Raw genomic sequence first — 16,434 nt, 5'->3', positions numbered from 1 at the left:
ATTCCTTAACCTTCGCCAAGGCCTGAAGCGATAGCTTTGCCAATCGATTCAAGTGCTTGTGCTGCATCTTCACCTTCAGCAACAAACTGAAGCTGGTGGCCGTGTTTAACGCCAAGTGCGATTACTTTCATCAAGCTCTTCGCGTTCACTTCTTTTCCGTCGCCATCTAGGTTTGAAACGCGGATTGTTGATTCGAATTTCTTCGCTTCAGCAACCAACATTGCACCCGGACGAGCGTGTAGGCCGTGTGCGTTTTTGATTTTGAATACCGCGCAGTTGTCATCGTCTTGAGATGCTGTAGAAACCGCTTCACCTTTTAGAAGGCCAATCACTTGTGCAATATCAGCAGTTAACAGTTGTTGCTGTTTACCTTCGAAAACCACTTTGCTTAGGTTTGCCAGAATAGATTGGTGTGCGCTGTTACAAGCGGCGAATGCCACCAATGCTTTAACTGGTGTACCTTCGTACTCACAATGGTTTGCCGTTGATACAAACGATACACCAGTGCGAGTTACGCCTTTATCGCTGCCCAACAACCACAGGCCTTGGCCTAGGTGAGTCGGTGTTTTTGTTACTAGGTCAGCAACGAATGCGTTGTCAGTACAACCTGTGTTTTTCAGTAGGCCGCCCGCAACTGCCGACATTTGAACCATGTCGCTTGCAGGGAACAAGAGTTGAACTAGAGAAGCGTCTAGGTCGGCTTCTAGCTGAACTTCGCCGTTAAGTAGGGCGATGATTTCGTCTTCTGACTTCGCTTGCTTTAATTTCTCTTCAACACCGTCTGCCGCTAGCACTTTCGTTAGCTGCTTAAGAATGCCTAAGTGCTCGTCAGATTTCGCTGCAATACCAATTGCTACGTAAACACGGTTGCCGTCTGCCCAATCAATACCTTCAGGGAAGTGGTGTACCGCAACGCCTGTCTCTTTTACTAGGCCACGAGTATCAGTGGTGCCATGAGGAATCGCGATGCCGTTACCTAGGAACGTAGAGTTCTGGTTTTCACGGTTCAGCATTCCTTCAACGTAGCCAGAGTCAACTAAGCCTTTCGCGGTTAGGTCGCCAGCAATGTTCTGGATAGCTTTGAATTTGTCATCGGCCGTTTGACCAAGAGTGATGTCAGATTTTGATAATTTAAGCATGGTGCCTCTTTAGCGTATCGCTTGAGAATTTGTGTATCGCTACGATTCAGTCTAGAGCAAGTATTAGTGAACTTTACTCGTTGCTTTGCTCTATGTTTTACTTTAGCTGAATCGGTTCAGCATTCAGTGTAAAAAAATTCAGCAAAGCCGATTTTGGTTTTCAAAATAGTTTTGCTGCGTGTCGTAATTTCAGTTTCGTTAACAATGAGAAGTTGAATCACAACAAATGACGCTCAATCCATACAAAAGGATGATTGAAGTCACTTTTCAGATTTTGCTGAATCCTTTCAGCTTTTATACTGAATCGATTCAGCATATAATTCAACTAATCCGAGGATCAGATCATTGGTTATATGATCCTACGCACAAAATACAGGTCACCCATATGACACTTGATGAAATTGCTAAATTGGCTGGAGTATCGAAAACTACAGCCAGTTATGTCATCAACGGCAAGGCGCAGAAATACAGAATCAGTGAAAAGACTCAGCAGAAAGTCATGGCGGTTGTGGAAGAGTATAACTACCGACCAGACCATGCTGCGTCGTCATTGCGCGCTGGTAATAGCCGTTCATTTGGTTTGATTATTCCTGATCTGGAAAACAGCAGTTACGCGCGTTTAGCAAAATTGATAGAACAGAACTCACGTAAAGTGGGTTATCAAATCCTGATTGGCTGTTCTGATGATGATGCTGAAACTGAACGAAAGGTGGCTGAAGCTTTGGTGAGTCGTCGTATCGATGCCTTGCTTGTCGCGAGCTCAATGCCAGACGCCAATGAGTTTTACTTGAAGCTGCAAAATTCCGGTACACCCGTAATTGCGATTGACCGTCCGTTAGATGACGAGCATTTTGCTTGTGTGATCAGTGAAGATTTCGAAGCCGCATTTGAACTGACGCATTCAATCCTTGATGACAGCATTCACAGTGTTGGTTTAATCGGCGCGTTACCTGACCTAAACATTTCACGTGAACGCCAACTGGGTTTTGAAGCGGCAAATAAAGCGCATACTCAGCAAACAAGGCTAGCAGAAAACAAGCCGATGGTTGTGGGTTATGGAGAGCACTTTGATAGAGAGTCTGGACGTGAGGTTTTTGAAGAGTGGATTGCAAAGGGCACGGTTCCCGATGCGATTGTCACCATGTCTTACACTTTGCTAGAAGGTGTACTGGATGTGATGGTCGAAAAGCCAGAGCTGATCAATCAAGTAAAACTGGCAACCTTTGGTGATAACCGTTTATTGGATTTCTTACCTTTTAAAGTCCATTCACTGCCGCAACAATTTGAAGTGATTGCGGATAGTGCCTTTGCTCTTGCTTTGAATGCTTCCGCTAAGCGTTACCAAGCGGGTATTGAATTAGTGCCAAGAAGCTTAGTGAAACGAGGCTAAACGCGGTTATATTAGGCTAATTCGTAAACGTATCTAGCTTGGGTTTAACAATAAACCCAGTTCTACGACCGCAACAATGCCGAGCAACAAAGCTAACACCTTCCAAAACTGGATTGGGTTTCGGTTTATCAAAGGTTGCTTGGCTTTGCTTTTCACCAAACTTTGGTTTGGTGTGTAAAGGTCTGCTACAAAATCCCCCAACACTTGATGGCGTTCGCTTGGCGATTCGGCACACGCTTTCTGTAAAACCAAATCCACCCAGCTTGGTAAGTCCGCTCGTTTCTGAGTGATGGGTTGGTATTCCCATTGATGGTGGCGAGATTGCTTAAGCGATTGCGCGGTCATTTCAGAGTAGGGCAATTCACCGGTTAGCATCTCATAGCCGATCACGGCGATAGAGAACAGATCTGAGCTTGTGGTCGCGCTGTTATGTTTGATGGTCTCGGGTGCAATGTAATTGACCGCACCTAATGGAGTGTCGTCTTTGTCTGCGAGCTCTCCCTCTTCAAGTCCTCTGACTAATACAGCGCCAAGGTCGATGATTTTTATCTCACCATCATGTTGAAGCATAATGTTCTCGGGCTTTAAGTCTCGGTGCACCATATCTGCACGTTGTAATACTCGAATACCTTGTGTGATTTTTTCTAGTATGTCGCGTACTTCATTGAGTGACGGTTTTGGATTGTCGTACATCCATTGTCTTAGCGTGATGCCTTCTACCCATTCGCAGATTTGATATAAAAATTGCGAGTTCTCTGGTGTCGGGTAGACCTTCATTACTTTCTTATTGTTTAGCAAGATCCCCGCCCATTGTTCATTAAAGAAAGCTCTCAGTTGCGAAGGGCTATCATGATATTGGACGGAAGGGACTTTCAGCACGAACTCGGTTTGTGTCTCTTTCTGCATCACACGATACACATGGCTTCTAGAGCCTGCATACAACACCTCAAGCACCATAAAGTTGTCGATACTTTGCCCGAGCTTTAACGCGGGTGGGATGGCACGTTTAGCCAGCTTTTCATGGAACTCAATGAGCGAAGGTTTAGGTAGATGGCTGACTTGCACAATCAAACAGCTCACGTTGTCTGAGCTATTGTGGCTTAAAGCGGTGTTACAGATGGTTTGTGCTGCGTATTCGAAATCCGCTCCAGGCTTATCGATGTGTTCATTGAAGGTGTTGGGCGAGACAAATTCATGCACACCATCCGAAGTGAGGATAAAGCAGTCGTTTTTCTTGATAGGCAGGGTTTGATAGTCAACGTTGAGTTGGTTGTCTATGCCTAAGGCGCGTGTTAAGTAATGCTTCTGCCCCATATTTTTACGGGTGTGGTCGCGTGTCAGTTGGCGTAATTCGCCATCTCTTAGTAAGTAAATGCGACTGTCGCCAACGTGGAATATATGCGCGGTGTTCGATTTCAATATCACGCTGCTGAACGTCGAAACGAGCGCATTGTGGTTAACTTGTTGTGCAGGATGGATATTAGAAACAGACGTGTTGAAGAGCCAAGAATTGAGTGAGGTTAAGACTTTCTGTGCTGAGCGCTGAATACTCCAGCTATTTGGAGTGGCGTAATAGTCGTCGATAAACTGCATCACGCTAGTGTGACTGGCTTTCTGGCCGTGTTCACTGCAACTAGCCCCGTCTGCTATGCAGGCGACACTGCCTTTCAACTCTTGCTCAGTACGAGTTTTAGGGTGCTTTACAATGATGGCGTCTTGGTTTTCATCACGTATGCCTTTATTCGAATAACCACCAAACTTCAAAGTCAGTTGGTTATGGGATTCTGGCGTGACGACTTGCCCTTGGCTGAATGAAATTGTCATAACTGGTCTTCTTTTTACTGTTCTTCTTCCCGCTTCCTTGACAGAACATCCTAGGAAGAACAAAAGCTCTAGTGAACTTAGAGCCTTTGAACGAAGCACCTAGCGTTGATGTATCCGCTAAGGTGCCTCTCCCGATTCAATAATATCAATGCTTCTTAGTACAGAGACTAATTTGAAACATTAATCAGCGTGACACTGCCGTCGTCGTTTACTTCGGCGATTTGACCGTTAGGCTCTTCCATGAACAGTAGAGTTACAAAGCCAAGTACCGCTGTTGCAGCAATCACTAAGAAGAACGTTTGGTAGCTCACGAATGACAACACAGTTAGGTAAACTACCGCACCCACGTTACCGTAAGCCCCGGTCATACCTGCAATCTGACCTGTCATACGACGCTTGATGAGAGGAACTGTTGCGAATACTGCACCTTCACCCGCTTGCACGAAGAAAGAACACGCCATCGCTGCGACAACCGCTAGCCATACAGGCCATGTACTGTCGACTTGACCCATTGCGAAGTAACCCACAGCAAGACCAATCGTTAGAATAAGCAGTGTTGGTTTACGACCGAATTTGTCTGAAATCCAACCACCACCTGGACGAGACATTAGGTTCATAAAGGCATAAGCCGATGCAACCATACCTGCAAGAACCGGTGTTAATTCAAAGGTATCAGAGAAGAACAGTGGCAGCATAGAAACAACAGCCAGTTCAGAACCAAATGTCGCGAAGTACAATACGTTAAGTACCGCAACTTGCTTGAATTTGTACTGGTGAATCTCTGGTACTTCTTCTTTAAATACGTTCTTGTTTACTTTCCAAACTTGCGACACTTCGTACACGTAAAGCGCAGCCAAACCTGCATACACAGAGTAAACCGCCATGTCAGACAGCATGTTGATGTTGGTTGGTGATAGCTTCCATGTCAGTAGCGCTAAAGCGGCATACATTGGGATCTTCATAATAAGTAGGAAGAAAAAGTCACCCTTTGATGTCACTTCCATCGCTGTTACTTGAGCTGGTTTGAAGTAAGTAGAACCTTTTGGTGTATCCGTTACGTTTTTGTAGAACACAAACGAGAACGCTAAGCTCATTACGCCAGTAATACCAACCGCATAACGCCAGCCGTCTTCACCACCAAACGCTAGAGCGAGAGTTGGAAGGGTAAACGCTGCTGCTGCTGAACCGAAGTTACCCCAACCGCCGTAAATACCTTCTGCGGTACCTAATTCATTGTGTGGGAACCATTCAGACACAAGGCGAATACCAACCACGAAGCCAGCGCCAATGAAGCCAAGTAGGAAACGAGCAATCGCCGCTTGAATGAAAGAGTCTGCCATGGCAAACATGAAACAAGGGATTGAACAGACAGCGAGTAGCGAAGAGTAGACCAATCTTGGGCCGTATCTGTCGGTTAACATACCAATCGCGACACGCGCCGGAATGGTCAATGCGACGTTGAGGATCAGCAGTGTTTTGATCTCTTCAGTAGAAAGACCAAGCGAAGTTTTTACCATTTGCAGTAGTGGGGCAAAGTTGAACCACACAACAAAGGTGATAAAAAAGGCCATCCAACTTAGGTGTAAGGTTTTCATCTTACCCGTAAATGAAAGCAGCGAAAATTTTGTGTTATCCATGGTTTAAATCCTTTAAATCTGGAAAATTACCCGGCTTTAGCTCGTGCGTTACTTCCGAAATTCGAACGCATTCATGTGGCTAAACCCTGTGCCGAAATTGCTCACGCTGATAAAGCGTTTACATGTTGATGTCGGCGTTTAGTTAACTGGCGATAGCAAGCGGTGCGAGAACCTGAACCTGTTCTCCTTGCTTGCGAACTTCAAATTTCACGAGCTTGAGATCGGGTTGTTCAAGGCACGCGCCAGTTTCTAAGTGGTAATGCTGCTTGTATAAGGGTGAGGCTACGTAAGGCTCACCGCTTAATGAACCAATGATACCACGTGACATCACATTCGCCTTGCCAACAGGATCGTAATTAGAGAGCCCATAAAGCGTGTCACTGCGCTTGCAGTAAAAAATAGCCACTTGGTTATCGTCTACTTTGGCGCAAATACCGCCGTTTGGGGTTAAGTCCCGGGTGTTGCATACGGTTGTCCAATTTTCCATGACTTTCTCCTAGTCAAAACATAAAACTAATAATCAATTTAATTAGGGTGATAGCCGACAGCAGTTTTCTTGGGCTGAGCCACTGTCGACTATCGATATTGGGTTTAGTTGTTACTGATTCACAGACCGTCCATTCGGCTTACGAAACTTCCGTGACTTCGATTTGGTCAGCCTTGGTTAGCATTTCATCGCGTTGTGAATCTGAAGAAGAGCTCAAGCTCGGCTTAGGAAAACGCTGCTCTCGTTCTTTGATGAATGACAGGCTAGTGTCCATTTCTTCGCTGTTGATGTAGTGCTGGAAACGCTTCATTTTTTCAGGGTTTTCGATGGTGGTTTTCCACTCACATTGGTATTTTTCGATGTTAAGGGCGATATCGGCTTCAAGCTCTTCAGCAACGTTGAGCTTGTCTTCAATCACGACTTGCTTGAGGTATTCAATGCCGCCTTCAAGGTTTTCCATCCATACCGATGTACGCTGTAGGCGATCCGCGGTACGTGTGTAGAACATCAAAATGCGGTCGATGTATTGCAGCAGGGTGGTTTCATCAAGGTCGGTAGCGAAAAGGTCACCATGGCGAGGGCGCATACCGCCGTTACCACAGATATAGAGGTTCCAACCTTTGTCGGTGGCGATAATGCCAAAGTCTTTTGATTGGGCTTCTGCACATTCACGAGTACAGCCAGAAACCGCAAACTTGATCTTGTGGGGTGAACGCAAGCCTTTGTAGCGGTTCTCAAGTCGAATCGCTAAGCCAACACTGTCGTCGACGCCGTATCGACACCAAGTGCTACCGACACACGATTTCACGGTACGTACCGATTTACCGTAGGCATGGCCCGTTTCAAAACCAGCATCGATTAGCTTTTTCCAGATGATAGGCAGTTCGTTAAGCTGTGCGCCAAACAAGTCGACACGTTGACCACCGGTGATCTTGGTGTAAAGGTCGAACTCTTTAGCGACTTCGCCAAGCACGATCAATTTATCAGGGGTGATTTCACCGCCAGCAATACGCGGAACCACCGAGTAAGTGCCGTCTTTTTGCATGTTGCCAAGGTAGATGTCGTTGGTGTCTTGCAGTTCGATATGTTGATCTTCGAGGATGTAATCGTTCCAGTAGGAAGCCAGAATCGAACCGACAGCCGGTTTACACACGGTACAGCCCAATCCGTTTCCGTGAGAATCTAACAGCTCATCGAAGGTCTTGATTTTGTTGACGCGGATGATGTCAGTTAGCTCTTGGCGAGAATAAGCAAAGTGCTCACAGATATCGTTAGAGACTTCCACACCTAGGTTACTTAGCTCGCTATCGAGAACCTGTTTAGCAAGGGCAGAACAACCGCCACAACCTGTCGAAGCATTGGTGGTTTCTTTTAATGCAGCCATCGTGGTACAGCCAGCAGAAACCGCGTCTTTAATATCACCTTTGGTCACATCAAAACACGAACAAATCACTGCGCTATCGGGCAGAGCTTCAACACCCATTGCCGAACCTGAATCATCGGCGACGTTAGGTAAAATCAATACCGATGGGTTTTCAGGAAGGGGCATATCGTTTTGTTTGATTTGCAGTAGCGAACCGTAAGCCTCTGCATCACCCACTAATACTGCACCGACAATCTTTGTGCCGTCTGCCGAGATGATCAGGCGCTTATAAATTTGTTCGATTTCATCGTTATAGGTATATGACTGAGCGCCTTCCGTCTTGCCGTGTACTTCACCAATACTGGCCACATCGACGCCAAGTAGTTTGAGCTTGGTGCTCATGTCCGCGCCAGTAAATGCGGCATCGTCAGTACCGCCGGAGACAATATGCGAAGCCGCGACTTTCGCCATGGAGTAACCGGGTGCGACTAAGCCGAAGATCTTGTTGTCCCAAAGCGCACATTCACCAATCGCATAGACGTTGTTGATGTTGGTTTGGCAGTGATCGTTAATCACGATGCCGCCACGTTCACCAATGGCAATATCAGAGCTGCGAGCTAGGGCATCTTGAGAGCGAATACCTGCAGAGAACACGATCATATCGGTTTCAAGGTGGGTGCCGTCTGCAAAGTTCATTCTGTAGCGAGCGCTTTCACCCGCGACTATCTCAGAGGTTGCTTTCTCGGTATGAACTTGTACGCCAAGGTCTTCAATTTTTCTGCGCAGTAGGGCACCGCCACCGTCATCTAACTGTACGGCCATCAGGCGAGGTGCAAATTCCACTACATGGGTTTCCAAGCCAAGGTTTTTGACTGCGTTTGCGGCTTCTAAGCCAAGCAGACCACCACCAATAACGACGCCAGATTTGCTGCCTTTGCTAGATAGTTCAATGGCGTCTAGATCTTCAATGGTGCGATAAACGTGGCAGTGTTCTTGGTCGTTACCGGGAATAGGGGGAACAAAAGGGAATGAACCGGTCGCCAGAATTAAGGTGTCATAACTCTCGGTATGTCCCGATTCAGTCACAACGCACTTATTTTCAGTATCCAGTTGAGTGACTCTCGCGTTGAGAAGGTAATTGACGCCATTGCTTTGGTAATACTCTTCGCTGGTTAATGCCAAATCATCAGCATTTCCGCGCTTGAAGTAAGCCGTCAACTGAACTCGGTCGTATGCCAGCCTTGGCTCTTCACTAAAAGTAATTACATCAAACTCATCACTGTCTGATTGCAGGATGTTGTCGATAAATTTGTGTCCAACCATGCCGTTACCAACAACGACGATTTTCTTCTTGCTCATAATCCATTCCTTATTCTCGGCGTCACCATCACTAGCATCTAATTTCTAGTCGTTAGCAGATGAATACCGGGTTGAGATTCCACTCAATTCATAATCATTAAGAAAAACAAAAATGTTTTTTCTAAGTCTTGGTTTCTAGTGGAGCAAGGAGGGTGCCAGATTGCGAGTTGTTCATTTAAATAAAATTTAATCTATATATTTCAGATGGTTAAAAATTGAAGGTGGCACGTAATTACCCCTAAAGTGGTATGTAAAATTTTTGTTAGATTTATATAAATGAGCGTTTGTGGTGCAACTTTCCGCAAGATGGTGCAAAAATTAAGTTTCTATCTTGGTTAAGTTGAAATCTATTCAGTATTGATATTTTGCTTTTAATTAAGTTGTTGTTTTTAATGTGAAATATTTCATTTTTGTCGGATAGTGTTAAGTGGCGTGCTATTTGCTTGGTTTCAGTTATTACAATTATGGATAATTGAGCGAGAAACGGATGACCGATTCAAACAGCGGCTGGATAAAATCAACCTGTGCTTATTGTGGTGTAGGGTGTGGAATAGAAGCGAGACCGACATCGTTAGGAAAACTAGAAGTGCGTGGTGATAAAGATCATCCATCAAACTATGGAAAGCTATGCACTAAAGGGATTGCGCTTGGTGATACCGTCACGCCTTTAGGACGCCTAACACAGCCTGCTCATATTCAGAATGAGCAAAAACAAGAGCTGGACTGGAACCGTGCCACTCAGTTGGTCGCAGACAAATTCAATCAAACCATCGAAGAATTTGGGGCCGATTCGGTTGCGTTCTATGTGTCTGGCCAGCTGCTTACCGAAGACTATTATGTTGCCAATAAACTGATGAAAGGTTTTATCGGCAGCGGCAACATCGACAGTAATTCTAGGCTGTGTATGGCTTCAACCGTGGTCGGGCATAAGCGTGCATTTGGTGCAGACACAGTGCCGGTTTGCTATGAAGATCTCGAGCAAGCCGATCTGGTCGTGATTACAGGCTCGAACCTAGCATGGTGTCACCCGGTACTTTTCCAAAGGTTAAGAGCCGCGAAACAAGCCAACCCTGCATTGAAAGTTATCGTCATCGACCCGCGTTATACCGACACCTGTGAAATTGCAGATATTCACTTGGCATTGGAATCAGGCTCAGACGTGGCGTTGTGCAATGGTTTATTGGGCTATCTCGACGATAACGACAAGCTAGATGCAGACTACATCGAAAACCACACCCAAGGCTTTACTGAATCGATTCGAGCTGCGACTCAATATAGCTATACCGAATCGGGCTGGGGCGACAAAAGCGTTCCTGAGCTCACAGGGTTAACAGAGCAGCAGCTAAAACAGTTCTACAGTTTGTTTGCATCGAATGAGAAGGTGCTGACCATTTACTCTCAAGGCGTGAACCAATCCACACAAGGGTGCGATAAGGTAAACGCCATTATTAACTGCCATTTAGCGACCGGGAAAATCGGTAAGCCGGGCATGGGGCCATTCTCTGTAACGGGCCAGCCAAACGCGATGGGCGGGCGTGAGGTGGGCGGTTTAGCCAATACTTTAGCAGCGCACTTTGAATTTGGTGATCCGCAATCACACCAAACCGTCAGGGAGTTTTGGCAAACCGACAGCTTAGCCACACATGCGGGTTTAAAAGCGATTGACCTGTTTGATGCCATGAATGAAGGCAAAATCAAAGCGGTGTGGATCATGGCAACTAACCCAGTCGTGAGCCTACCTGACAGTGAAAAGATCAAAGCCGCACTAGAGAAGTGCCCATTTGTGGTGGTGTCTGATTGTATTGCCGATACGGAAACTACTCGCTTGGCTGATGTAGTGCTGCCCGCACAAGGGTGGAGCGAGAAGTCGGGCACAGTGACTAACTCTGAGCGTCGAATCTCACGCCAACGCCGTATATTACCAAGCCCAGGGGAAGCCAAACCGGATTGGTGGATTTTAAAAGAAGTGGCACAGAAAATGGGATTCAAAGAGCAGTTTGATTATCGCCACGAAGGTGAGATCTTCAAAGAGTATTGCGAGATGACTGCGCTTGGCAATGAGACAGGCAAAGCACGTGACTTATGCTTAATTGGACTCACGCAACTGGACGAAAAAGGCTATGGCGAGCTGACTCCACAGCAGTGGCCGGTACTTGAGTACCAACCAGAGATCATTGAGCAGCGTATGTTTACCAATGGCGAGTTCTTTACCGAATCTGGCAAGGCGCAGTTTATTGCAGTTGAGCACGATAAACCGATTGCCGATACCAGCCTTGAATTCCCGCTAATCATGAACACAGGGCGAATCCGAGATCAATGGCACACCATGAGCCGAACTGGCTTGGCTGCTGGCTTAGGTGAACATACTCCCGAACCTTTTGTTGCCATGCACCCAGATACGGTCGCTGCACTTGGTTTAGAAGAGTTCGGCTTAGATGAATTTGGCTTAGATGCTTTCAACCACGCGACTATAAACCCAGTGGTGAAAGTGCGCAGCGCACAAGGCGAATGCCAAGCGCGCTTAGTGGTGACCAAAGAGATGCGCCGAGAACAAGTCTTCATGCCCATTCACTGGAATGCTCCGACCGCCAAAGATAGCAAGCCGTGTGACTTGATCTTGCCTCATACGGATGCTGCCTCTGGTCAGCCAGAATTCAAGCACACACCTGTTGTAGTAGAGCCGTGTGGTTATCGCAGTGAAGCCGCACTGGTCAGTGACAAAGTGATGGATTGCAGCGGTTTTGATTACTGGGTGCGCCAAAGAGTGGAGGGCGGTTTTCTGTATCGCATTTCATCATCTAAGAACCCAATGGAACTGGTGATTCAGCTCGCCAACACACTCGATGCCTTACCAGAGCCCAACGCAGAGGCGATTAAATCACTCCATTACCACGGTAATAAATCATTCAAGAACTACGGCTCAGCCAAGCTGGGCCAGTCTGGTGTAAAGCAAGCCTTTGTGGTGAACAGCAAGCTAGACCATCACAGCATCGACTGGCTGGTGGAATGCCTAACCCGAGAAGCCGATGAAGAATTCGAAGCCGAGTTTTTGAGCACCATGGCGAAGTAGCTGATTACCGCTAAACTATTAATACCTAAAGCTAAGCGCCGACAATAACGTCGGCGTTTTTGTTTTTAAGTATGTCCCGTCCTGAAATGTGTTTACACATTGAGGATTAATGATGACCATTCCAAATAAACACTACGTTAAGCGCACTCAGCGTGATTACACACTAGGCTTTAAATTGCAGGTTGTAGACGCCATCGAAAAAGGCGACATGACCTATAAACAAGCCCAATCAATTTACGGCATACAAGGTCGTTCGACTGTTCTTACTTGGTTAAGAAAGCATGGCAAAATGGATTGGACTACCAATCCAAGGAAGAGCACGATGCCTAAATCACCGAGAGCGAATGAAACGCCTGCCCAAAAAATAAAACGACTTGAACAAGAGCTCGAAGATGAACGTCTCAGATGCCTTCTTCTTAATAGGGTTGTTGATATTCTTGATGCTGAGCACGGGATGTCGCTAAGAAAAAAGTATATAGCGAAGGAGCAAGAAGCCTTCAAAAAGAGAAAAAAGTAAGCTTAAATAAAGCTTGCTCATTGCTCAATATATCTCGTCAGTGTGTCTATCAGAGAGAAAAGCGTGAGACCACTCGTCAGGCTGAGCTTGCTCCTGTGAAAGAGATGGTGCTTGAACTAAGACGGTTCATGCCTCGGCTGGGAGCTCGTAAGCTCTATTTCTTACTGAAGCCGAAGTTGATAGCTAAGGGAATAAAACTTGGCCGTGATGCTTTGTTTAATTACCTCAGAGAAGAGCGCTTACTCGTTAAGCCGAGACGAAGTTACACCAAAACAACGAACAGTAGGCACTGGATGAAAAAACATCCGAACTTGCTAAAAGAAGTCGTTCCGTCCAAACCAGAAGAAGTTCTGGTGAGCGACATCACTTATGTTCAATCGAACGAGGGCGTTCATTACTTGTCATTGGTTACCGATGCCTTCAGTCGTAAAATCATGGGTTATGAAGTCAGCAATGAAATGAAAGCGAGCGATGTTGTGAAGGCCCTAGATATGACGGTAAAAACTCGATGTTATCGTCATGCGACAATCCATCACTCAGATAGAGGGCTTCAGTATTGTTCTAGTCTTTATCAAGAGAAGCTTAAAAAGCATGGCATAACACCGTCAATGACGGATGGTTATGACTGTTATCAAAACGCGTTAGCTGAGCGTGTCAATGGTATCCTCAAGCAAGAATTCTTGCTTACTCAGTGCAAAGATCTTCGTGAGTTGAAAACGCTTGTTGAGGAGTCGATATATACGTACAACGAAATGAGGCCGCATCTCAGCTTAGGTATGAATACGCCAAATAAGATGCATGAAAAAAGCCAGCAACTTGCGTTACTGGCTTACTAAAATCGTCAACGTATTTTAGGACGAGACAGTATGTAATACCGATTGATTGAACGACAAGTTTCACATATCATCTCACGCACTTGTATATCGTTCTGTAATCTTGTAGATAGAGGTAAATTGATGTCTAAGTTAGCTAAAGCAAGAAAACCGGCCTTATCTCATACACTGGCGAATTCAGCGCTGCTTAGGAGTGACTATGTATAACCAAGGCGACCTGTGCCCACACTGCGGCTTAATCATCATGTTACCGACCGACATAGAACCCAAATGCCTAGGCTGCGGCGAAGAAATCAACGAACAAGATGACGACTAACTCACACATTGAGCTACTTTCTACATTTTGCAGAGACTATATGGAATTTTTCTGCTTTTCGTCATGTTTGATAAAGAAGCAAGCTGGTAAGGTGCTGTTATTAAATGGGTTATTAGACAGAGCCTGAACGGTTTAGCTTACTAGACAGAATTGTTCCAGGGATAAAATGCAGAATTATTCTATCTAATATAGCTGTTGAACTAAGCCGCTTCGCGGAGGACTTTCCTCTCACTTATCCGATAGACCAAACTTATGATGTATCCATAGATTAAGGAATACATCATGACCCCATTAAGACAACAACTTATCGATGAAATGGCGGTTCGCCGTTTTTCTCCGAAAACCCATGCAAGCTATTTACGTTGGGTTAAAGATCTATCTACTACTTACGATCTGTCCCCCAATTTACTCACCGATCAACAGATTAGTGCGTATTTACGTACGCTCACCACAGAGCGGAGCTTAAGTAGTAGTACTTGTGCTCAAGCTTTGAATGCCATCTTGTTCTTTTATCGTGCCGTTTTGAATAGAGAATTTGAAGAGCGACTGGTTCCCCCGATTAAACGCGCCAGTAAAATACCGGAGCTGCTTAATCGCGAGGAAGTAAGAAGTATCATTAGTCATTGTCGAAGTCTTAAGTATCAGACCGCACTTGAAATGTGTTATGGATGTGGCCTACGTGTCAGTGAGGTCGTAGGCTTGTACGTGAAAGACATTGATGGTACGGCGAAACGACTGCACATTCATTGTGGTAAAGGTAAAAAAGATCGCTTTGTTCCACTGGGTGATAGCCAACTGAATCATCTTCGAAATTACTGGCGTCATTATCACCCAACCGTAGTGCTGTTTCCCAGCCTAGAGCCCGAAAAGCCATTGGGTATTAGCTCTTTGCAGAAGTGCTTCAAAGCAGCGAAAGTTGAGGCAAACGTCAGAAAATTAGGAGGAATACACGCCTTGAGGCACGCTTATGCGACACATCAGCTTGAATCGGGCATGCCTTTGAATGTTCTGCAGCGTTACCTCGGACATTCGAATATCAAAACGACATTGAGGTACACCCATTGGATAGGTCATCACAACGAAAGCTCGGACGGAAGTAAGTTCGACTTAGTTGCTCAACTATGGGAGGAGAGCGAATGAACGCATTATCTCCTTACCAAGCCATATTAACACAAGGCTTAGAAGAGCTTGATAAAAGCAAAGTCACACCGAGACAGTGGCAAGTGCTTAACCATTTAAGAGACTGCCGAACGGAGCGTATGGGCAGTTACGACTGGCGTTGTCAGCAATGTGGTCATGAAACTCGTTGGTACTGCTCTTGTCGAGACCGCCATTGCCCCAATTGCCAAGAGCAGATGAGGCAGCAATGGTTAACAAAGCGAAGCCAAGATATTTTACCTGTGGCCTATCATCATATGGTTTTTACCTTACCGCACGAGTTCAATGCTCTGGTTAAAGCGCATCCTAAGGTGGTTTATCAATGCTTGTTTCATTCCGTGTGGGCAACATTATGCGCGTTTGCTAATGAGCGGCATCATCTTGTCGGTCAACTTGGAGCATTAATGGTTCTTCACACTTGGGGAAGAAACCTGAGTCAACATACTCATATTCATTGCTTACTACCGAGTGGGGTGCTTACAAAAGATCGGCAATGGCAACCGACAAGAAAAGAGAGTTACCTGCTTCCGGTTAAAGCCTTATCCGTTCGCTTTAAGAAAGAGATGTTATGTCGAGTAAGCGAGTTGATAGCGACGCACAGTAATTTATTAGAGGAAGCCGCTAGTAAGAGATGGGTTGTGTACAGTAAACCTGTACTCCACGAGCCCACAGCGGTAGTGGGTTATCTATCTCGGTATTGCAATCGTATCGGGTTAAATCCCAACCAATTAAGTTATAACGTGGATGGCCGTATCACGATGAGTTACAAAGATTATCGAACCAACGGGACTCAAAGAATGTGTTGTAATGCGGGCGAGTTGCTTCGACGCTTACTTTTACATGTGTTGCCTAAAGGGCTAATGCGAATACGCTACTATGGCTTTTTAGCTAATGCTGTACGGGTAAAAGCGATAGCGGAAATTAGGCATAGCTTACGAGAGCGACCCGCAGATAAATCGGAAGTGCTGAAAGAGAAACCTTGTTGTCCGAACTGCCATAGCAACAGCATGGTACTCGTGTGCATCAATATTAGACCTAGGATAGTCGTTTCAGAGCACCGACTGACCTAGTTGTCTGATTATAATGAATAAAATTATCGTTGTGTTATGGCGAGAGAGGGGCATTGTTCGCTTTTAAAAATATTATGCAACGGGTATAGTCGCTGTAGATAAATTGGCGGCTAGAAGTGGAAAATGGACGGCTGACGGGGTACCGGTCTTAATGATAAGAGTAGAACGCAAGTCAGTCCTAAAAAGCAAATTCCATAGATAGAAGCGGCCAAGTCCAACAGGTATTTATCCATTGTGCTACGACAACGGATAAATACTTAAGCGTTGAACT

Annotated in this window: 10 protein-coding genes; 5 read left to right on the top strand and 5 right to left on the bottom strand. The window is 45.6% G+C overall.

The window, feature by feature from the left end; all coding sequences use genetic code 11:
• Positions 1-5: 5 nt before the first annotated feature.
• A complete protein-coding gene (fruB, locus tag M4S28_RS24470) occupies positions 6-1,139 on the bottom strand; it encodes a fused PTS fructose transporter subunit IIA/HPr protein (RefSeq protein ID WP_249633116.1) in 1,134 nt (377 codons plus the stop codon).
• 385 nt (positions 1,140-1,524) lie between these two features.
• Between fruB and cra the strand changes: the two genes are divergently transcribed.
• Positions 1,525-2,529: a catabolite repressor/activator gene (gene cra / locus M4S28_RS24465; RefSeq protein WP_249633115.1), complete on the top strand. Its 1,005-nt coding sequence runs from the start codon at positions 1,525-1,527 to the stop codon at positions 2,527-2,529.
• Between the two features lie 33 nt (positions 2,530-2,562).
• Here cra and M4S28_RS24460 read toward each other — a convergent pair whose 3' ends face one another.
• From M4S28_RS24460 to nirB, 4 genes are all read right to left on the bottom strand, one after another.
• Entirely contained in the window at positions 2,563-4,353 is a 1,791-nt protein-coding gene (locus M4S28_RS24460) for a bifunctional protein-serine/threonine kinase/phosphatase (protein WP_249633114.1), read from the bottom strand.
• A 167-nt stretch (positions 4,354-4,520) separates the two neighbouring features.
• Positions 4,521-5,990 carry a NarK family nitrate/nitrite MFS transporter gene (locus M4S28_RS24455; RefSeq protein ID WP_017094925.1) on the bottom strand — a complete coding sequence of 490 codons (1,470 nt, stop codon included), beginning with the start codon at positions 5,988-5,990 and terminating at the stop codon, positions 4,521-4,523.
• Between the two features lie 142 nt (positions 5,991-6,132).
• On the bottom strand, positions 6,133-6,477 hold the full coding sequence (nirD, locus tag M4S28_RS24450; RefSeq protein ID WP_004730303.1) for a nitrite reductase small subunit NirD: 345 nt from the start codon (positions 6,475-6,477) through the stop codon (positions 6,133-6,135).
• A 139-nt stretch (positions 6,478-6,616) separates the two neighbouring features.
• A complete protein-coding gene (gene nirB / locus M4S28_RS24445) occupies positions 6,617-9,199 on the bottom strand; it encodes a nitrite reductase large subunit NirB (RefSeq protein WP_249633113.1) in 2,583 nt (860 codons plus the stop codon).
• Positions 9,200-9,671: 472 nt separating this feature from the next.
• Between nirB and M4S28_RS24440 the strand changes: the two genes are divergently transcribed.
• The 4 genes from M4S28_RS24440 (at position 9,672) to M4S28_RS24425 (ending at position 16,163) form a co-directional block, all read left to right on the top strand.
• Positions 9,672-12,269 (top strand): molybdopterin oxidoreductase family protein, encoded by a 2,598-nt coding sequence (locus M4S28_RS24440; RefSeq protein WP_249633112.1) that lies wholly within the window; start codon positions 9,672-9,674, stop codon positions 12,267-12,269.
• Positions 12,270-12,381: 112 nt separating this feature from the next.
• Positions 12,382-13,622 (top strand): IS3 family transposase gene (locus tag M4S28_RS24435; protein ID WP_445329536.1). Its coding sequence is split into 2 segments (ribosomal slippage): positions 12,382-12,754 and positions 12,754-13,622, totalling 1,242 coding nucleotides; the frame shifts between segments, so codons are not numbered across the junction.
• Between the two features lie 595 nt (positions 13,623-14,217).
• Positions 14,218-15,075, top strand: a complete 858-nt coding sequence (locus M4S28_RS24430; protein ID WP_249631671.1) for a tyrosine-type recombinase/integrase — start codon at positions 14,218-14,220, stop codon at positions 15,073-15,075.
• Complete coding sequence (locus M4S28_RS24425) at positions 15,072-16,163, top strand: IS91 family transposase (RefSeq protein WP_249631672.1); 1,092 nt, start codon at positions 15,072-15,074, stop codon at positions 16,161-16,163. Before M4S28_RS24430 ends, M4S28_RS24425 begins: the two co-directional genes overlap by 4 nt.
• Positions 16,164-16,434 lie beyond the last annotated feature (271 nt).

This window comes from Vibrio sp. J383 (genome assembly GCF_023503985.1).
Lineage (GTDB): Bacteria > Pseudomonadota > Gammaproteobacteria > Enterobacterales > Vibrionaceae > Vibrio > Vibrio splendidus.
The sequence above is the reverse complement of the archived record's forward strand: the minus strand, read 5'-3'. Positions and strand labels throughout refer to the sequence as shown.